Raw genomic sequence first — 19,824 nt, forward strand, 5'->3', positions numbered from 1 at the left:
TTAATTGCCTCCCTATTTAAGAATCAAAGGCGGATACTTATCAACTTCACCCATCAAATACTTAGCCATCAGCCGCCCTTGAATTTCAAAAGCTTCTTGATAAGTGCACAACTTTCCCATCACAGGATGCTTAAACGTTGACTGCTTCTTTTCTTCGTAAAGTCGCAAAAAAATGTGCAGCGCTTCTTTTGTCAAAGAAACCGCCCCGCTCAACGGTTCTGCCGTAAAATCATTAGGCGAAACTTTCTGCAAATTAATCGCCTTCAACACTACAGCATCAACAACCAAAGGTCGAAATTCTTCCATCAAATCCAGCGCTAAGGAAGGACGGCCATAGCGCTCAAAATGCAAATATCCCAAATACGGATCGAATCCCACAATATTCACCGCACTTTGAACATCGTGCCGCAGCAGAGAATATCCCAAACTTAACAGAGAATTTACCGGGTCAGTAGGCGGACGGCGGCGGCGAACTTCAAAGCTAAATTCCGGCACGCGAATCAGTTGATTGAAGCAGCCAAAATAAGTCGCACTACCCGCCCCCTCCAATCCTCGCAGAGAATTAATACTCGAAGTTTTCTCAATAGACGCGATGACTTGTTTCAATTGGGCAATGGGCTTTTCAAAATCTTGGGGACAATATTTGCGCTGACATTCTAACAAAGAATTGCGGTAATTCTTGAGCTTTCCCCGTACAAATCCTCTAACTAAATGCACCGATTTTTCCGATTCACCAGCCGCTTGCCACTGAGCTTTTCGCACAAAAATATTTTTCGTCATCTCCGGTTCCAACCTCCCCAAATAACGTCCGTTTACAGTCAAAAAACTTAAAGGAATGTGACGTTCCAACAGTTCCACAACCACAGCCGGCGAAACTGTAGCGCGTCCCAATGCAACAACACCATCAATCTTAATTAATGGCACGTCCAACAGATTTTTTTTGTCAGCTTTAACTGTCAGACGTTCATCGACTTTGCCAATAAAAGCATCTTCTTGAGTAATGTAAACTGTTCCCATTGTGAAATCTCCTATTTGCAGGTTAACTTGCTTCTTGATAGCGGTTGACTTTGGCGGCAGCTTGGGGCAGACATTGGGGAAAAAGACTGCATCCCGTACACCGAGCGGTGTAAACTGGTAAAGGGATATTTCCCGATCGCCAAAGAGCACCGACTTTTTCAATAGTGGCGATCGCATCCTGTCTCAATTGCTCAGAAATCTCCACTAATTGCCGCTGATGCGATTGCGCGTAATACACATATCCAGCCGCAATAGTTTTCCCCGTCATCTCCTCTAAACAAAGCGCTTGAGCGCAAACTTGCAACTCATCATTATCCCATTCCCCCTTCCGTCCCCGCTTGTATTCCACGGGGTAAATCTCACCCTCAGCCGACTCAATCAAATCCGATTTACCAATCAGTTTGTAGCGCTCGGATTTCAGCCAAATCGCCCGCACCTGCCAAGTTTCATTGCGGTTAATTTCGCCCATCGTGTGAACGCGATCGTGCAAACTTGTCCCTTCAATGGTATACTGATTATCGGTGAATTCTCCCGCACAAGACATTCGCCAACAGCGGTGAGGACAGTAAGAATACTGGTTGAGAGTTGCGATCGAAATGTAATCAGAATCGTTCATTTTTTTGATGGTTTGTAGGAGATTAGTAATGGGGAATTAGCAACAGGCAAGATGCCTGTTCCACAAGAGTCTACTCGTTCCCAGGCAGAGCTTGGGAACACAGATCCGGAGGCTCTGCCTCCAATTTTCCTCCCTGAGCAAGCGAGGCAGAGCCTCTGGATATCGGTTCCCAGGCAGAGCCTAGGAACCAGTTATTTGAGGAATTAGTGAGCCGCCAGTCCGCCAGGGGTTGAAACCCCTGTCTCATAGCTAAAGTCGGTTGAAACTGAGATATTGCACCATTCTCAATTAGCCGTAGGGGCGGGTTCGCCAACAGCCTTAAAGCTTGCAAATAGGTTCTATAAACCCGCCCGCTCCCACGAAAAATCCTCTTATTGATATGGCTGCAAGATGTCAGTTTCAACTGAGATATTGCACCATTCTCAATTAGCCGTAGGGGCGGGTTCGCCAACAGCCTTAAAGCTTGCAAATAGGTTCTATAAACCCGCCCGCTCCCACGAAAAATCCTCTTATTGAGATTGCTGCAAGATGTCGGTTTCAACCGACTGAAGAAGTAATTTAATCATTGATGATATTTTGAGCTTATCGGTAACAGTAAGCGCAAAGGTTGAAGCCGACTGAAGAAGTAATTTAACCATTCATTCTTGCAGTCCTCTTCAGAGGACTTTAGCTATTAGGCAGGGGTTTCAACCCCTGGCGGACTATGGGTTTTACGCTCAGTTATCAAGAACTTTTTTAACAACTATTCGCCTAGTCATTCCCATCCCCATCGGAGTTTTTCTCCCTACCCCGCAGTAAACAGCAAAATCAGCCAAAGCATTAATTTGCTTAATCACTAAGGGCTCCACATCTCCCAAAATCCGATAGCTAACCTCCCCAACCATGCCAACAAAATCGCTTTGATAGTTAGTCAATTTTTCACTTCGGATATTGACAAATGTCGAAAAAAGTGCATCGAAGGAAAGATCGGGAAGTGCGATCGGGCTGTACTTATTCCAGCGACTAAGGAGACTATTAAAAACGCAGTCTCTAGTAGGAATCACGGAATCAAATTTGCCCTGTCGAAAGGTAGTAGGAGTCGCAAAACTGAAGGCAATTAAGCGATTGGTTTCAGAAGCGCGATCGTACAGTTGAGAGTAATCGCAAGCATTAGCCCAAGGCTGATCTACTTGGGGCGTTCCGAGAATCTTGGTAATCATCAAATCGGCGGGGCCGAGATGCCACGGCTTCGAGGGATTGAGGTTCAGCCAAAGCTGAGTTAACTTGCCGAATAAAGTGTCATCAAGGAGAGTAATTCGCCACCAACAGAGGGTGTGTTCTGGAATCGGTTCTGTGTGTTCCCATTGCAGGAAATGGTGTTTTTTGAAAGGGCATTTTTTAGTTTGCAAAGGGCTGAGGGTGAAGGATTTTTGGGCGGCGGCATCGTGGAGGCGATCGCCGAGTTTTTTGTCAACGGAGCTCACGAGGGTGAGGAAGAGGGCGTGCAGGTGTCTGCCGGTGAGGTATCCGGGGGGAATTGGGGCCAGGGGAAGGATGTTGAGGACGAGGCTGTGTGGCATATTTGGTTAATGGTTGGTGATTGTTGAAAGCATTGCAGACCACCAGGAAATGATATGATTTGCGATCGATTACCGATAATATTGTAGGGGCGGGTTTACCAACAATATCTGCCAATAATTGACAATCTCAAAAACCCGCCCCGGTCGGGGTATTACGGTCAAGCCAAGGGATATCATATGATAGGATATGGGAACGATCGACCATAATTGAAGATCGGGGCGGGTTTACAGAATCTCTCGTTTTTATTACAGATATTGGTGAACCCGCCCCTACAGGAATTATGGTAAATTGCTCGTTCCCAGGTTCTACCTGGGAACGCATTTCTAGAGGGTCTGCCTCCTATTAATCTGCCCGAAAGCGGTATTCCATACAAGCGGGAATTTTGAGTGGCTCAAACTCGTAATATCGCCCTAGCATTTTGACATTTTGGATGAGGCTAACCGGAGGCATATTAACCACATCGTAGCTAATCACTTGATGGGAAAACATCACATCTAAAGGATTTAGCAGATAGGGAAAATTTAAGTTAGCTTCAGAAGTCGAGCGCTTCACTTCCTTCTGTTCTAGGATTTCGACTGCTGCTTTGCTCATCCACTTTCCCAACCGTATCCACTTTGCCAGTTTCAGAGACTTCTCTGAGATTATGAAAAACTCAAATTTGCTTTCCGGCGCAATTTCTTTGGTTCTGCCAAAACTAGGGATATTTTTCTGAGTTTTCTCCATCTCAACGTGATAGTTGTTGTTGGCATATTTCCAAGTGTTGAGGGTAGAGGAGTGAGAAATAGATCGCCCCGGAGTAACATAAATCCCCTGTTGGTTGAGCGCCGTTAAATGCGTCTCGTATTTAGGAACTTGTTCGGGACAGAAATAGCGATAGGAATCTTCTTCAGAAACGGTGGTGGAATAGATTTCGCTATCCACCAAACCGAGGGCGTAACAAAGCGCGTAATTGTGAATTACCGGCTCTGTTTCGTAAAGTCTCCCTATCTCGCGAGTTGCAAAATAAAGGCTATCGTGCAACTCGATTTGACAGCGGTAAATAAAAGTCATGGTTGTTACTCCGCTGCTGCTGTAGCTCCTGCCTTACCCTTGATATGCTTCTTCGCGTAAGCTTTAGCCTCGTCATCGGCTTTCTTCAACATTTTTTTGAGTTCATCTTCATTGCCAATAACAGCTTTAACCTCTGTCACTAATGGTGTAAACTTATCCCCAATAAAGTCTTCATGCACGATAAATTCCTCAGACAGTAACGTTTGGATAGCAGCCCTAGCAGCCATAATCACATCATCTTCATTGAGAGGGTTGTTGGAATTAAGTTTATCGTCACCCTGCAATTTGTCGTAAATTGCTTGCGTCCAGCGGAGGTTACTGGTAATTTCGCCGTCGGCAAATACGACACCAATTAACTCATTTCTGACTCGACCTGTGCGGGTCGTTTGAGCGCCATAGTGTCTGGTTCTGAGGATGTTGTTGAAAACATACAAAAAACTAGCTTCTGTAGGGTCTTTCAGGGTGACAATGCTAGGAAAGAAAATCTGGGGTTTGATGTGGTCTTGCTGATTGATGCGACTGGTAACTTCGCCTGGTTTAGAACCTGCTTCACCCTTAGATGCCATTGTGCCATTCTCAAAGGGAGCATTGAGGGTAAAAGTCTCGTGAGATTCATCAAAAGCGGTAATTGAAAATGCTGTGTCAACTACTACTTTTGATTTTTCTGAACCAGAGTCACCGATCGCAAATCCGTAGATAATGCAATCAGGATTATTCATTGCAAACTTGACATTGTATTCGCAATCTTCAGCGGTCATAAAACCATAGTTACGCAGCAGCTCGCGGCCGACTAAACGTTCTGGTGTAGATTGCTTGCGCTTAAACATGGTAAGGCGGCTGATAGGTTTTTGATCTTCAATCCCGGCCCTAACTCGCGCTTTATTTAGTTCTCCATCTGTCTGAAAGAGAGGATAAGATTCGGTCACTCGTACAGTCAGGAAGTGGGCATATTTTCCCATTGGTTTGTAAGGAATGCTGGCATGAAATAATTTAGCATCAAGGGTTTTCAAGAAAGGCATGATTTGTCTCCTAAGTGAAATTTGTAGTTAAAATGTTACTGGTGCAAATTGCGTGTAGCTTGTCAAACACTAGCTTCAGCTTTAATTGTCAGATTCTTCCTGAGATTCGTCACCGGATTTGTCATCTCTAGCGCGATTTTCTTTGTCATTCTCTAAACGATAAATGAATTCGCAGGTATCTCGGATTAAGTTGATTTGGCGGCCGGCTAAACGGGCCCGATCGCCCGCAAATGATTTCTCAAATACCTCCTCAACAAAGTAGCGACCAAACTCTAAAATTGCCTGTCTTTCTTCCTCTCGATTGCTGAAAATCCAGCGTCCTTCCGCAGTAGAAGAGTGAACGCGATCCATGAGCTTTGAAACTTCAGCAGCAACTGTCAACACTAAAGATTCACCTTGACAACTCAGATCGGCTTCAAGGATAGTTTTAGAAGCAATATCAATCGGTTTCAGCACAGCATTTGCCTTGGGATTATATCGCTTACTTGCACGGTAAAATCGGCGATACAATTCCGTCAATTTTTGGGGGTGGTTTAAACTTGATGCGCTTGTCACAGTCAATCGTTCCTCTTCATGATTATATTGGGCATAAGCGTCAAAACAAGGGTAAAAATGATAAGCATAAAGCTTGATTTTTTGAATTGACGCCGTTTCATTTTTCTGTTTCCGCACCCACTTACTGAGGTAGCTAAACACATAAAGAGGGCTGGTTTCAAAATCAGTGGCGAGTTCAGTTAATTTTCCCCAGTTGGAGTCATAGCCGGACTTCCCCTGTTTCGCATTAACATCAAGATGAATGGCATAAGCAGCAGTTAAAACATTCAAAGGTGCAGGATAAGATTTGCCGTTTTCCTCCCATCCTTCTAAGATATAGTCGAGGCGAAAGCGATCGCGCTTCGTCAAAACCCTAAAAGCTGGCGGTGCGCTATCTAGAAATACGCTTTCTTCAAAGTCTGCACCGTCATTAAATGGCGGAATAGGCGACTCTGAAACCACAGTTTTGACATCCAGAATCATGGGAAATGCAAACGCTAACCAAGCTGGCATAATCCAAGATTCTGTATCAGTTATTTTTTTATCTTTCCCTTTTTTCTCAGGAGGCAATGCCATAAAATAAAAGGTAAGCGGTTGATTTTCGGGATAAGTAAGCTTGAATGTCTTGTCCTTTTTACCTTCCGCTCTTTCATCCAAATGAAAGACATCTACACTTTGATAGCGGCTCAATTCAAAATTAGCCTGAAGTTCCTTGCTAATAAAGTGATTGCGAACTCCCGTATCGAAGCGAGTTTGGAAAATATTATCGTAAGCCTGATGCAAAAATGCGTTCGTTTCAGGGGTGCAGTAATAAGTCGGATAAAAGTAGAGGTATCGGTATTTAGCATCCTCAAATCGTCCTCCAATTTCCTGAGTTTGGCTCATTAAAATCTGCCGCAGCATCATTTCGATGCCAGCAATACTGGAAATATTGCGTTTAGCATTAGAGCCTCCCAGCATTTGCTTGTTAGTATAAACTTGTGGCGTGAATAAAACGGCTGATTCCATTTGTTCGGTAACGGTATAAGCCGAGTGAGAAATCGAACAAACTAACTGTTTTCCCCGTCCCGATTTTTTAGCGGCTTGATAACGTTCTAACTCATCTAAGAAAATCTGACCTGAGATTGGCTCTGCTTCTGGTGTTTGCAACTTTACAACTCGCGTCACCCACAGCCGCAAATCTTCCCAACCATCGGGGATATTGTATTCAGACAAAATTGGCTGAATTAAAGTTGTAATATGTGCAATCAACTCCTCACCAACTGGACGTACATCCTCAATGCTAGGGTGATGTTCTATATATTTAGCGGCTAAATAGTACCATTCGTAAGGAACTCCGCCCGTATTGCCTTTAAGTTTGTGTTCTTTGAGGCTTTCATTAATCCGTTGAATTTCTCGGATAGTTGGCAGGTGTTCTGAGAGATTCCAGAACTCTGCAACTTCATGAATTAAGTTTTCGGGAGTTAAATCAATTGCTGGTAGTTTGAGTAATTCTGGATCTTTCTTACGTTCCGCGTCGCGCTTCTTGCGTTCCGCTTCCATTTTAGCAACGCAATCTCCCCAGATTTTACGACTCACTGCGTCCCCAAATTCAGCAAGTTGATCTATCCGAATATCATCTGGAAATCGAAAGTTATAATCAGCCGATAAAATTTCCTGTTTTTGGAACTTTACAAGATTATCGCTGCGGTCTTTAGTAACAGGCTTTTTTCCATCTTTCAGAATCCTCAACGTTGCTTTAAGTGCAACTTTCATCAAATCAGGGATGTCGAAAAATAAATTGTAGTAATCGGCATATTTCATGCCTTTACCATCTCGACTAAAGCCTGTTTGTCTGTCTTCTAGTTCTTTGGCACAGAGAGATTTGATTTGATTGACAACTCGATCGGGTATGCTATCCACTGTCACAGAAGGTGCATTGCGGTGTGTCAAATAAATGATACCTGTTGGTAAATACAGCAGTGGCTCATAGTAATGAATATCCTCTGAATTTATTTCAGTATGGGCATTCATTACGGCATTATTGACAATATTGGTGAGGACACCGCGATTTTCAGCAATGCTGTGATAGGAGAGTTTTAGTTGTCTGTCACTGACTTGACCAATCACATTATTCACACCTGGTTTAAGAGCGTCTTGAGGATGTTTGATAATGGATGCTAAACGGTCAGCGAGACAAGCTAATTTTGCTAATTCAACCAGTTTATCTCCTTCCAGTTGAGGCTGAAGTCCACTGTGTATGGAAAAATTCCAGTTGGTATCCGATCGCGTTTGAGCGTTGTAAGCGATGCAGAGTAAATCATCAAGATACTCGCGATAGGCTTCTGGATAGTTGGAATTAATTAATCGATCCAGATTGAGGTCGCGAATGATGGCATCAATAATTTCTCGATGTTCTGGGATTGACAAATCGCGGATTTTATTATCCTTGTTTTTCTGAAAATCTTTGTATTTCTGCGACATTTGCGGAAATCTGCAATAATCAAATTTCTCAAAGTCGTGGAGAATGAAAGCAGCAACGAGTAACCGTCTTTCTGGTTCGCGAATCACGCGCTTAACGGTTGTATTCAATTTTTCTAGGCGCTGTTCGATTAAATTAGCCGGGAAAAGTCCGTTAAGTAAATGAGTATTTAGGGATTGATCGGCGGCATTTCTCCTGTTCATCACTTTGCCTTTTGCTGCGAGTTCCTGTTCTTTTGCTTCGATCCATTTACCGCCTTTAGCAGTAACGCCGATCGCCACTCGCAGCAGATTTGGCAGAACATACTCGGCAAAATCAGCCATGATGGGGTCATTGGGATTTTGAGCCAAGATTGCCGAGCGCAAAAGCTTGACGGTAATTAACTCTTGTTGGGGCGGCTCAATATCGCGATCGGTACTTTCAAAACTCAACCCCAAATCATCATCATCGTCTTCTTCTTCCAAATCATCCTCTTCCAAATCATCAAACTGTTCAACATTCAAATTCTGTGGTGCGTCAAAAAGTGATAGTTGTATAAATTCTGACTCGGTTGGTTTATTCTTCTTGGCCATTTTCTACTTCCTCCTAGAATTAAGATATTCAGTGATTTGTTGGATATAGCTCGGATATTGATTTAATGCTGCTTGAATACCATTGAATAGCTCTACATAATTTATCTCCAAATATCTGTGAGCTAAAATATTACGGAGTCCTGCTGACAGTGCTAAATCTGTCGCAAGTTCAGGGGTGATAATTCCATATTGTCCAGCCTTGACAAAAGAGTCTTTATTGGAGAGAGGCTGAATATTTTTGTCGCGACTTAGGATATGCTCGTTGATATCGATCGCAGCTTGAGCAATTAATTCCATAATTCGCTCCGAAATTGTTTTATGGTCAAAACTACTCAAGTAATTTTCTAAACTCATTCCTCGAAAGCGCCTTAATTCTAGAAGATAATTACCAATAAACTCCAATCTGCTTAAAACAACTGTAGGCTCAATACTCATACTACATCCCATTTCTTCAAAAACAACTCAATTTTATTCCGAAGCTCCCACTCTGTTTGCTTCAGTTCTGAATCGCTCATCAAAGCCTTTTGTTTGAATTTTTCAAATTCTCCCGGTTCGCTTTCATACAAAACCTTGCCATCACGAGCGACAAAATGAGCAATAAGTGAGGAGCATCTGTTTAGCTCAACAACATCAATTTCATCACTGTTGATTTCAAAAATTTCGCCGAGTTTTTGAGGAACCTCAAACCAAGCAAAAGCACGCTCTCCAATGCAAGCTTTCCGTTTGTCTTCATCATAGAGTGTGGCAAAATCCCAGTCACTTTTAGCATGAGTTTTTCCTGTTGCTCTAGATCCAAACAAAACTAACATTTTGAGGTAAGGAATTTTTTCTTGAAGTCGTGAATCAAGGATCTTCATATCAAATAGAGATTGAGTGTTCATAGCAGTTGTGAAAAATTAGGTTGTAGAAAGAAAAGGGAAGCTTTCGCAGAATAAAATTTTTTCAGAGTTTGCAGTTTTGTTGACAAGTGACTTAACCAGCCATTTTTTGGGGGTTGAGACTACCTATGTCTGTACTTAACGCCGCAAGCTACCGATGAGCTTCCCTTGTGAATGAAGAGACTCTTTCAGAAGTAAAGAGTCTCAATAAAACTATGCACTCTTGGCTAAGGCCATCTGGTAGACGTAAACATTGTGAGCAACGCGAACAGTTTCAATGTCGTACCCGTCATCCTTGCGGAGCGACTCGACAGCCGCACTGAACCTGTGAGTTATGGGTATCAACTCTTCTTTGGAGTGAGGTTTTCCGTCTAACAGAAGTTGCAAAATTCGCTGTTTTTTACTCATGTGAGCCTCCTAACTAAATTTATCTGACGCTAACACCTGTCCATAGGCCAAATCAAGGGATCGCTTAAAAAATTAAAGTTCAGACTTATACAACAGTCGAATATGTCAGTATTTACTAAACTTGTCCTCTACCGCGTGTTACCCTTATGTTTGAGCGGGGTAAGACCAAAAACATACTTGGTCTAAATCCCTATCAGGGATTGAAACGAATACGTCTGCACTTACTGGCGTAAGCTTCCTCTCCGTCTCACTCACCCAAATCCCTATCAGGGCTTGAGCTTTCAACAAATCCACGTTTCACCCCCTTTACTCTTGATCCGATAAGCGAGAGTATCCAAAAGCAGGGCCGATTGACCGAAGGCCACCGAGTAAGGTGCTCCGGGTTCGTGCCTACCAGACTCGTCAATTGGGTAGATCTGAAAGTGCATGGGCAATTGCAGCCGTTTTTTAGCTTCCTGAACCGGATAGCGGATGACGTAACTCACCAAACCACGCAATTTAAGCCGCTTGTTAATTTCATTAATCCAGCGATTTCCCGGCTGCAAAACCTGAATACCCAACAAAACTTGAACTTTCCAAGCATCTGCAACTTCGCCCAAATCTCCGGGATAGATAAATTTCCAATTGATTCGCTCCTCTCGATAAATTTGCAATTTCATAAAGGCTAAACAACGTTCAAAACGTCCTTTAGGGATGGGTTGACCTGTCCGTTCTGCGGTTTCTTGCAGCAGTCGCATATAAGCGGCTTCTGTCATAGGTTCAATTTCCAAATTGCTCAAAATTCCCGGCAAATCGTAGGTCTTAAATCGGTCTGCTTCGTTTCGCTCGGTGAGGTCGTACAAACCACACTGAAGAGAACTCGAACCTCGAAAACTGCAAGCATCTTCGGCAATGGGATTTCCAGTTTTTTGTTTCGATAACTCCTGCCATTCTATTGTCCATTTCTTGACGCAACCTCTCACCCTTCCCAAACTGGTGTCAAAGACTTGTTCGCAATCTTTCTTAAATGCTTTATGACTTTCTGCAAATTCCCGTTTGATGGTTTCGTGAGCTAATCCTTGACTGCTGCTGAGCAAAACTGACTGCACCCCGGCCCACCGTTTGTAATAGCCTCGGAAATCATTGATTTTGCGGTAGTTATCGCGGATTTGAGCGTGGAAGTTAGGACGATCGTAAATACCATCTGCTACTAGCGGTTCATCCTTGTCTTCAAATAGTCTTGCTACTAAAAAGTTAGGTGTGAGAGCATAAGCTGTAAACTGATTAAATGCTATCTTTTTACCATCTTTTTCGTGACTGTCATGGCGTCCCAGCCGTCCCAGTCGCTGAATGAAACTGCCTGCATCCGCAGATTCAAAAATTAAGAAATTAATTTTGAAGTCAACGCCGACATCAATGGTGCTAGTTCCCAAAATTAAGTCGGCTTCGAGCGATCGCTCTTTATCTCCTTTCCCCGTCAAACTGGTGTTTTCCTCAACTCTGAGAGTATGCAAGAATTCCTTAAATCTGGGAGTTAGACGCTTGACGGCTGCAATTGAATTGAGAATAATCGCTCCTTTACTACCCGGATGCTGCCGAAAATAATCTTCGATTAAATTGCGATTTTCCCAAAGCCAAGTTTCGGTAGCTTGATAGGTAGGTTCCAGAGAAATGAAAGTTAAAGAAATTGCTCGCGATACTTGCCGCCATCCCTCTGCTTGTAATTCAAGATTTTGGCTTGCTGTATCTGGAAACCGATATTTGTTCTCTGTCAGCGGATCAATGATCTTCGGTTGAAAACCAGCTTTCTGTAAAAGCTGAATTAATTGTTCATCTGGTGTTGCTGACAGAAATAGATACTTTTTGCGGCCGTTGGTGTGCTTAATCAACAGCATGGTGTTGATAACGCTGGCAATTTGCGGAGCAGTGAAAACGTGAAATTCATCGAAAATGAATAACTTGAATCTAGTATCGATCGGACTCCACAGCTTATTCGGACTATCTTTGGGAGTTAAATAAGCATGGCGGTGGAGGTAGTGAAAAATGTCAGGATTAGTAAGAATTATTTCAGATTGCTGAGTGCGAGTGGCGATCGCCTCCCACTTTTTGATGTTTTCACTTTCGGCGTAAATTTCTAACTCCGGGCCACTCAGTCTCGAAACTCGCAAGTCATCAACGAGTTTAAACAACTCCAGGTATTGCTTAATTTGGATTTCTTGGTCGCGAGCTAGTTCATTTGTTGGGTACAGTCCAATGACATTGTAATACCCTTGGAGTATTCCTTGGAGAAGTGTTTCTAGATAAGCCGCCAAGCTTTTACCGTCGCCGGTCATCGCGGTATTGATAATGACATCAATATTCGGATCGCGAATTGCCTTTAAAGTTTCGAGTTGATGCCAAGAGAGTTTCCAATTTTCCGGTAATTTGACTCCCTTGGGAATTTCCGCAGCGGGACAGGAGTAAACGGATTTGAGAGTAATTTGGTAATCGGACATATGCTGAATCTGTGTCCGTAGAAACTGGATATTTCCCATATTGACACCGACAATAGAGATAATCAACCCTGTACCAAGATAAAGTGTCCGTACATTTATGAGTCGCAAAGGTCAATCGATCACCCTATCGGTTTCTGAACGAGATAAAACTGAGTTGGAAGCCTTGGCCCAAGAATTCGGGAAGACGTGGGGCGATCGCCCGAACATATCCAAACTGATAGAAGCGATCGCCCGCCGCCAACTGACGATCGCCCCCAACCACGACTGGCCCCAAACCCGCATCAAAGCCCTAGACATCGCCCGACAGCAATTGCTTGACTTGGGCAAAACTGATGAAGCGCTGGCTATTGCCCAATTGTTGAGCGATCGCAGCGAACTGACTCTCCCTTTCCGGGCTGAAATCGATCAGTTTTTGAGCAACCCCTTACCTACTTGGCGGCAAAAAATCGACAATTTTATTCACAGACAGCAACCCTTCCGCCTGTCTTACCGGGATGCAACCGATCGCCTTTGGCATTACACCATCTTGCACGCTCGCATTGTCCCCATAGAAAAGCGACAGTATTTAATGTGTCGCTGCGAAGAATCGGAAGGTAATCAAGACGTACCGGGACTCGAACACAACTGGACGCTGCTACTCGATCGCATTGAAGATGCTGCGGTGATTTCGGTCGATCGACCTTGGCTGCCAGATTTAGCGCGGATTCCCGTAGAATTTCATTTATCCGGCAGACTTGCCTTTAACTACAGACGCAAGCAGGAAGATGAGGAAGTCAGCGAACCAGAAGGCGATCCGCCTATCAAGCGAGTGATTCGGAATATCTCAAATACCTTCTGGTTTTTTCGCGAAATCGCTCCTTACTGGGAAGATTGCGCGATTGTTGCCCCAGAGTCAGTGCGCGATCGCTTCCAACAAAAACTGATCGCCCTCTGCCGCCAGTACAACCTCGAAATCCGCGATTAGATCAAAAAAAAGCAGCCGGTAAAGGCTGCTTTGACAAAAAAACCGTTGTTGAGTTAGAGGAGAAAACTTTAAATCGAATTCAAATTACTGCTGTTTCCACTCCTGCCTGAGTTTCAACTATTTTTATCTACCGCTGACTCACCTTGCCTTCAGAACAAAACTTCAAATCCCGATTAGAATGCTGCTGAAAGTTCGTTGACTACTTGGACTCGGCCTCGGAGCACCGCGCGCAGCAAGCGGTTGACACAGCCTCTGTCTTCGTCATTCAGAGAGTCGTCGAAGGTGGCGGCCATTAAACCGTAGCGATCGGCCAGAGTCAAAACGCCTGTATCCGTTACAGAAGCGAGGATTTCAGAGATAGCGCCGGGGAGGAGTTGTACGGGGTGCATGGCAGTGCGGTTGAATTCGATATATTTATCATCTTCTGCTTTCCTCAAAAGCTCAGTGATATTAATGAGGCCGCGAAGGTGATTGTCAGGGGTGAAAGCAAGTGATCCGAGTAGAGTCAAGTTGTGACTTGGGTCACAGGGCCACAGGTTGCCACGGGCAATTCCATCCCGCGCCGATTGTTGGGTAGGACGTGGGGCTGATGGCATTTCGCTAAAATGATCGTTAATCCCCCAACCACTTTAATTTTTACCCCCGTACTGAAAATGCTTGATTTTCTCAATCCCATCTTGGGCCGCAAGCCCGATCGCATCAAAGCCAATGTGGAAATCTATACTTGGCAAACCTGTCCCTACTGCATCCGCGCCAAAACTTTGCTGTGGTGGAAAGGCGTAAATTTCACAGAATACAAAATTGATGGCGACGAAGCCGCTAGAAAGGCAATGGCCGATCGGGCTAACGGACGCCGCAGCGTGCCCCAAATTTTCATTAATAACCAACACGTAGGCGGCTGCGATGATATTCACAAACTTGATGCAGAAGGAGAGTTAGATTCGCTGCTAGCTCAACCAGCAGTTTAAACTGAGATATTGCAGCATTCCCAAGAACAGGCAAGATGCCTGTTCCACAAAGAGTGAATTTTCTGCTTGTGGGGAGTAGGGGTTGGGCATCTTGCCCGCCCGCGAAAAGCTTATTGACAAAAGTCGTGACTACAAATCTTTGGCAAATTTACTTAGATTATCTTGCCGCCATTTAGCATCCGATCGCCTGTCTGTTTGCAATTCTAAGACGCGAATCCCGCTATTTGGCAGCAAATTTAATTTTTGTTTGAACTGTTCCCAATCGTCTATTATCTCGTGTTCCACGCCGTAAGTTGCACACAAATGAGCAAAATTGATATCCTGCGGCGTGGCAAAAAACTCTTCAAAGGGCGGGTCAAATTTGGCAACGGGCAACATTTCAAAAATTCCGCCACCGTTGTTATTAATTAATAGGATTGTCAGATGACCGACAAATTTATTTTTAATTAAAAAACCGTTTGTATCGTGCAAAAGTGTTAAATCGCCTGTTAGCAGGATGCTGCTTTGATTGCGGTGAGCAACTCCCAAAGCAGTTGATAATGTGCCGTCTATACCGTTAGCGCCGCGATTGAAAAACGGTTTTATTTCTAAGTTGTTCGGCTTCCAGAAAAACTCTACATCTCTGACGGGCATACTGTTGGCAATAAATATCGGTGTTGCTGGTGGCAAAATTTGGGAAAGCAGCCAGGAAACTTTGGGCTCGATTATGTTGTTAATTGTTGCTATTTTTTGGTCTATTGTTTGTCTGACTTGGATTTCGGTGTTGTGCCAAAGTTGGAGGTATTCGTTTGAGGGAGAGGTTTGAACCCCCCCTAACCCCCCCTTGCTAAGGGGGGGGACTGGAGTTGATTTGTCCTTGTTTAGGGGGGGGATTTGAGTTGATTCCCCCTTGTTTAGGGGGGGGATTTGAGGGGGGATATTAGTGGTAGCAGGGGCTCGATCCCCCCCTAACCCCCCCTTAATAAGGGGGGGGACAAGAGTTGACTCGCCTTTGTTCAGGGAGGGGACTTGAGTTAATATAGTTGCGAGATTAGTTGCGAGATTTTCTACGGAGGTTCGCAGGTGAATTGTTTGGCCGTGTAGGGGATCGAAATTGTGGTGGCTGGGGTCGATTATGTAGCGTTTTGGTTGGGTTTTGTCTAGCCAGTTTCGCAGTTCTTTGCTTGTGGGTAAGTCTCCGATTTGAATGGCGATTTCTGGGGTTAATTTATCTGCTAGTTCGCGGTTTCGCAGGATTAAATCGTAGGTGGAAATTAGATGGGGGTTTAGTTGGGCGTAGTTTCTGACTGGGGATAGTCCTTCTGCTAAAACTGGCCAGTTTAAGGATTTGGAAATTTGGCCGATCGCACTACAGTATTTTTCGGAAAATTGAGGCTGTGCAACGCCTGCAATAATTATGCCTTTGCTGCACTTTTGCCATTGTTGCATGGTACTTTCTTCTCCCCCCCTTAACAAGGGGGGGCTGGGGGGGGTAGAGCTTTCTCCTGCGAAAATGGGTTCTAATCCTGCAAAGAAATGTTCGGGATTGAATTGTGTTTCTAAAGCTTCTACAGCTATGTCTGGAACGGGTACCAGCGGGTCACGAAAGGGGATGTTGAGGTGGACGGGGCCGGGTGTTGGAAATTGCGATCGCTCCCAAGCATACACGATCGTCTGCCGCAGATAGTCTAGCATTCCTCTGGACGCAGAAGGTATCGCTAATTCGGCTTGCCAGTTCGGATAATTGCCGTATATTTTCACTTGGTCGATCGCTTGTCCGGCGTGACAGTCCCGCAGTTCGGGAGGTCGATCGGCTGTGAATATTAGCAGCGGAATTCGACTTTCTCTGGCTTCTATTATCGCAGGATAAAAGTTAGCGGCGGCGGTTCCTGATGTACAAATTAGTGCTGTTGGTAAACCGGATTTTTTGGCAATTCCTAATGCAAAAAAGCTGGCTGAACGTTCGTCAAGTATGGGAATAGTTTCTATTTTGTTGTTCAGGGCAAAGGCAATTGTTAGCGGTGCCGATCGCGAACCGGGACAAATGACGGCGGTAGTTAATCCCAACCGCTGCAATGTCTCTGCTAATATTGAAGACCAGAGAGTGTTTGTGTTGCGAAAATCAATCATTTTTCTAATATATTGCTAAACTAAAGCATTTAAAAGTGCTTGTAATTTGAGCTGAATTTCTGCTAGTTCTTTTTCGGGTTCGGAACCCGCCACAATACCAGCACCAGCATACAGTATAGCCCGATCGCCATCGATTAATGCCGATCGAATGCCCACGGCAAATTCGCCGTTGCCGGTGCGATCGATCCAGCCGAGGGGTGCTGCGTACAAAGAGCGATCGCAGCTTTCGCAGCCGCGAATTTGCTGTAGGGCAATATCTCTCGGTACGCCCGCCACCGCTGGCGTTGGATGCAGTTGGGATAAAATCTTTAATAAATGAATATCACGGGGAATTCTAGCCCTTATGGGTGTCCACAAATGCTGAATGTTTGACAGTTGCAGCAGCCTGGGAACCGGAGAAAAGTCGGGATTGATACCGAGACTCGACAGGCGATCGACTATAAAATCAATTACAACTCGATGTTCTCGAATATCCTTTTCGCTGTTGAGTAAACCTTTGCCTAAATTCGCATCTTCCGCTTCATTTTTCCCCCTCGGTGCCGAACCAGCTAAGGCATCTGTTACTAATTCATTTTTGTGAATGCTGATTAACCGTTCTGGACTGGCACCGATAAAATTTTGACCTTTGCCGTTACTGGTGGAAAATACGTAGCAACCGGGATAAGTAAGGCGCAAGTTATTTAAGGAGTCTATTAAATTAAAAGGGGTTTTGGAAATGACATTTATTGCTTGGGATAAAACAATTTTACTGAAATATTGAGAGTGGATCAATTCTAAAGCTGACTTGACGGATGTTTTAAATTGAGTGGCATCATTCACAGGAATTTGTTTTAAAAATATGGAACTGTTTCTAATAGAAGTGATTTTTTTGTAAGGAGGAGACGCAATTTTATCAAAACTTTCCCAAATATTATCCGTAATGATATTAATATTTAAATCTCGGTTAATAATAGCATTTGCAACAAGTGTGCAGCTATCTTTCAGGCGAGTAATCTGCCATTTTGGTAAAAATACGGTGCCAGGGGGAAAGTAAGAATTGGTGGCGACATTCTCATCGAAAAAAGCAAAGCTACAAAAAAAGTGCGGCCCGCTGAAGGGCAAGCGTTCTGTACCGATGGTAATTGTTCGGGCAAGACAAGATTGAATAAAATTTTGAGCGAGGGTAAATCGATCGCTTCCGGCTACTGTTAAATGGATGGCCGAATCTAGGGCGGCGATCGCAAAACAGTTGCCGGAAATCGGGTCTCTTTTTTCAAAGTAAAAGTGCCGCTGGCAAGGTTCGGAAATCTCTTGAAGTACAACTAGCGGATCGACGGGGGCAATCTCCTGAGAAATACTAACTATTTTTGTTTGATCTTTTTCGGTTAAAGACTGCTGGCAATCTAACAGAAACTGATGCAGTTGATTGCGGTCTTGTAAAAGATTAGCGCGGTGCGGTATTACTGTCATGAAAGCGAGAATAGCAGATTTGTCAGAAAGAGTGCGGTTTTGTCCCGCTAGAACCCCTATTTCGATCTAAGCACGGGAGGGCGATCGCAAAACATGACCTTTCGAGTTTCCCGGAAAGTTTGGGCTCAGCGGGGGGCAAAAAACAGACGATCGTCTTCGTTGGCGTAGCCCCCGTAGGGGCGGGCTTTCCTTCGGATCGCAACGCTTTCGCCAAGGCGCGATCAATCGAAACATTTAGACATAAAACTTTAAGATTGAGCGACTCAATTTCGACTCTCATGCGATCGACCCCGCAGAGGTTTGCAGACGGGCATTACCGGGCGCGCGATCGCCCGCAAAGCCTCTCAAGGGATGCCCGCCGCGCACTCAACCAGATACAGAGTAGAGTTTCTTCACCAATAAAATTGTAAAATTACTACGCTGCTATCAATTGCATCAAGTTTGTGTAATGACAACAAAGTTAATTGAACGTTCAAATAGTAAATTGTGGCTGGCGGCAATCAAGCCACCTATGTACAGCGTTGCGGTGATTCCTATTTCAGTAGGAACAGCAGTTGCTTTTGCCGAAACTCAAACGATTAATTCGTCAATTTTTTCGACTTTTTTAATGTCAGCCATTTTGATTATAGCATGGCTGAATCTCAGCAATGATGTATTTGACTCGGAAACAGGCATCGATAAAAACAAAGCGCATTCCCTAGTTAACTTAACCGGAAATAAAGCTTTAATTTTCGGGCTAGCCAATCTGTTTTTAGCAGTCGGAGTGTCTGGAATCTGCGCCATAAGCTGGTGGCAAAAAGACCCAACAGTAATTTTGCTAGTAGTTTTATGCTGTGCTCTGGGCTACACTTATCAAGGGCCTCCGTTTCGTCTTGGCTATCAGGGTTTGGGGGAAATAATCTGCTTTTTCACCTTTGGGCCACTAGCCTTAGCCGCTGCTTATTACAGTCAAACTCAAACTTGGTCTGCAACTAATTTGGCAGCGTCGGTAATCGTGGGAATTACTACGAGTATCATCTTATTTTGTTCCCACTTTCATCAAGTTGATGACGATTTGGCGGCAGGCAAAAAATCGCCGATTGTGCGACTCGGTACAAAGAAAGGTGCCCAGTTGTTGCAGTGGTTGTGCGGCAGCGTTTATGCTTTGACTGTGCTATTTGTGGCTTTGGGAATGTTCCCAATTTGGACGCTGTTGATTTTTGGGAGTTTGCCATTTGCGATCGACCTTTGCCGCCATGTCACAGACTATCACGACCAACCTGTTCATGTCAGCAACTCTAAGTTTATCGCAGTTACGCTGCATTTTTCGAGCGGATTGCTGCTGGCGTTGGGCTTTGGTTTGTAGATCGGGCGATCGAGAATTCGGGTAAAATGGAGGTATGGTTTGCTAAGTTGAGGGAGTTGGTGGAGTTGGCAGAGTTGGGCGACTTCTCAAAATCTTCTTTAATTTAGCAATCCGTACCTCACATTGAATCGTAAAAAAGGAGAATCAAAGCATGATTACGCAAACAGAAATTGACAAAATATTGAGTTTAGAAGAAATTTTTAGCCTATATCCTGATGAGTGGGTACTCATCGTCAATCCTGAATTAGATGAAGAATTAAACGTGATTCGAGGTGAAGTTTTAGCCCATGCAACAGAACGCGATGAAATTTACAGTAAGCTTTCATTAAGGAATGGAAAATCTGTCGCAATAGAGTATACTGGCTCGATACCTGATAACATAGCAGTGATGTTGTAAGGA

Annotated in this window: 17 protein-coding genes; 4 read left to right on the top strand and 13 right to left on the bottom strand. The window is 44.2% G+C overall.

From position 1 onward, the window contains the following. Positions 1 to 12: 12 nt before the first annotated feature. The 10 genes from cas1d to cas3 all read right to left on the bottom strand — a co-directional run bounded on the left by cas1d (position 13) and on the right by cas3 (position 12,589). Positions 13 to 1,017, bottom strand: coding sequence for a type I-D CRISPR-associated endonuclease Cas1d (gene cas1d, locus QUB35_RS05495; RefSeq protein ID WP_333140108.1), 1,005 nt, complete (start codon positions 1,015 to 1,017; stop codon positions 13 to 15). Between the two features lie 22 nt (positions 1,018 to 1,039). Next, complete coding sequence (cas4, locus tag QUB35_RS05500) at positions 1,040 to 1,633, bottom strand: CRISPR-associated protein Cas4 (protein WP_333140110.1); 594 nt, start codon at positions 1,631 to 1,633, stop codon at positions 1,040 to 1,042. Between the two features lie 716 nt (positions 1,634 to 2,349). Continuing rightward, a complete protein-coding gene (gene cas6, locus QUB35_RS05505) occupies positions 2,350 to 3,192 on the bottom strand; it encodes a CRISPR-associated endoribonuclease Cas6 (RefSeq protein ID WP_333140112.1) in 843 nt (280 codons plus the stop codon). Between the two features lie 343 nt (positions 3,193 to 3,535). Continuing rightward, positions 3,536 to 4,243 (bottom strand): type I-D CRISPR-associated protein Cas5/Csc1, encoded by a 708-nt coding sequence (gene cas5d / locus QUB35_RS05510; protein WP_333140114.1) that lies wholly within the window; start codon positions 4,241 to 4,243, stop codon positions 3,536 to 3,538. 5 nt (positions 4,244 to 4,248) lie between these two features. Next, positions 4,249 to 5,262 (bottom strand): type I-D CRISPR-associated protein Cas7/Csc2, encoded by a 1,014-nt coding sequence (gene cas7d / locus QUB35_RS05515; protein WP_333140116.1) that lies wholly within the window; start codon positions 5,260 to 5,262, stop codon positions 4,249 to 4,251. Positions 5,263 to 5,343: 81 nt separating this feature from the next. Further along, on the bottom strand, positions 5,344 to 8,829 hold the full coding sequence (cas10d, locus tag QUB35_RS05520) for a type I-D CRISPR-associated protein Cas10d/Csc3 (protein ID WP_333140118.1): 3,486 nt from the start codon (positions 8,827 to 8,829) through the stop codon (positions 5,344 to 5,346). A gap of 3 nt (positions 8,830 to 8,832) precedes the next feature. After that, the gene (hepT, locus tag QUB35_RS05525; protein ID WP_333140120.1) at positions 8,833 to 9,264 is read right to left on the bottom strand and encodes a type VII toxin-antitoxin system HepT family RNase toxin; all 432 of its coding nucleotides are present in this window, start codon (positions 9,262 to 9,264) and stop codon (positions 8,833 to 8,835) included. Next, entirely contained in the window at positions 9,261 to 9,710 is a 450-nt protein-coding gene (gene mntA, locus QUB35_RS05530; RefSeq protein ID WP_333140122.1) for a type VII toxin-antitoxin system MntA family adenylyltransferase antitoxin, read from the bottom strand. The genes hepT and mntA overlap by 4 nt, the downstream gene beginning before the upstream one ends. Positions 9,711 to 9,920: 210 nt before the next feature. Further along, positions 9,921 to 10,115 carry a hypothetical protein gene (locus QUB35_RS05535; protein ID WP_332980042.1) on the bottom strand — a complete coding sequence of 65 codons (195 nt, stop codon included), beginning with the start codon at positions 10,113 to 10,115 and terminating at the stop codon, positions 9,921 to 9,923. A gap of 281 nt (positions 10,116 to 10,396) precedes the next feature. Then, positions 10,397 to 12,589, bottom strand: coding sequence for a type I-D CRISPR-associated helicase Cas3' (cas3, locus tag QUB35_RS05540; protein WP_333140124.1), 2,193 nt, complete (start codon positions 12,587 to 12,589; stop codon positions 10,397 to 10,399). 97 nt (positions 12,590 to 12,686) lie between these two features. Here cas3 and QUB35_RS05545 point away from each other — a divergent pair, with 97 nt between their 5' ends. Further along, on the top strand, positions 12,687 to 13,553 hold the full coding sequence (locus tag QUB35_RS05545) for a WYL domain-containing protein (RefSeq protein WP_333140126.1): 867 nt from the start codon (positions 12,687 to 12,689) through the stop codon (positions 13,551 to 13,553). 173 nt (positions 13,554 to 13,726) lie between these two features. On the opposite strand, the gene QUB35_RS05550 is transcribed toward QUB35_RS05545, so the two are convergent. After that, entirely contained in the window at positions 13,727 to 13,942 is a 216-nt protein-coding gene (locus QUB35_RS05550; RefSeq protein WP_172188518.1) for a hypothetical protein, read from the bottom strand. Positions 13,943 to 14,206: 264 nt separating this feature from the next. Here QUB35_RS05550 and grxC point away from each other — a divergent pair, with 264 nt between their 5' ends. Continuing rightward, a complete protein-coding gene (grxC, locus tag QUB35_RS05555; protein ID WP_333048639.1) occupies positions 14,207 to 14,521 on the top strand; it encodes a glutaredoxin 3 in 315 nt (104 codons plus the stop codon). Positions 14,522 to 14,650: 129 nt separating this feature from the next. Here grxC and menD read toward each other — a convergent pair whose 3' ends face one another. Both menD and QUB35_RS05565 read right to left on the bottom strand, forming a co-directional pair. Next, positions 14,651 to 16,630 (bottom strand): 2-succinyl-5-enolpyruvyl-6-hydroxy-3-cyclohexene-1-carboxylic-acid synthase, encoded by a 1,980-nt coding sequence (menD, locus tag QUB35_RS05560; protein ID WP_333140127.1) that lies wholly within the window; start codon positions 16,628 to 16,630, stop codon positions 14,651 to 14,653. Between the two features lie 15 nt (positions 16,631 to 16,645). Beyond that, positions 16,646 to 18,079: an isochorismate synthase gene (locus tag QUB35_RS05565; protein WP_333140129.1), complete on the bottom strand. Its 1,434-nt coding sequence runs from the start codon at positions 18,077 to 18,079 to the stop codon at positions 16,646 to 16,648. A 448-nt stretch (positions 18,080 to 18,527) separates the two neighbouring features. Here QUB35_RS05565 and menA point away from each other — a divergent pair, with 448 nt between their 5' ends. Then, the gene (gene menA, locus QUB35_RS05570) at positions 18,528 to 19,424 is read left to right on the top strand and encodes a 2-carboxy-1,4-naphthoquinone phytyltransferase (RefSeq protein ID WP_333140131.1); all 897 of its coding nucleotides are present in this window, start codon (positions 18,528 to 18,530) and stop codon (positions 19,422 to 19,424) included. A 151-nt stretch (positions 19,425 to 19,575) separates the two neighbouring features. Next, positions 19,576 to 19,821, top strand: a complete 246-nt coding sequence (locus tag QUB35_RS05575) for a hypothetical protein (protein ID WP_333140133.1) — start codon at positions 19,576 to 19,578, stop codon at positions 19,819 to 19,821. The last annotated feature ends 3 nt before the right edge of the window (positions 19,822 to 19,824 follow it).

Source organism: Microcoleus sp. B13-B6, assembly GCF_036705405.1.
In the GTDB taxonomy this organism is placed as follows: domain Bacteria; phylum Cyanobacteriota; class Cyanobacteriia; order Cyanobacteriales; family Microcoleaceae; genus Microcoleus.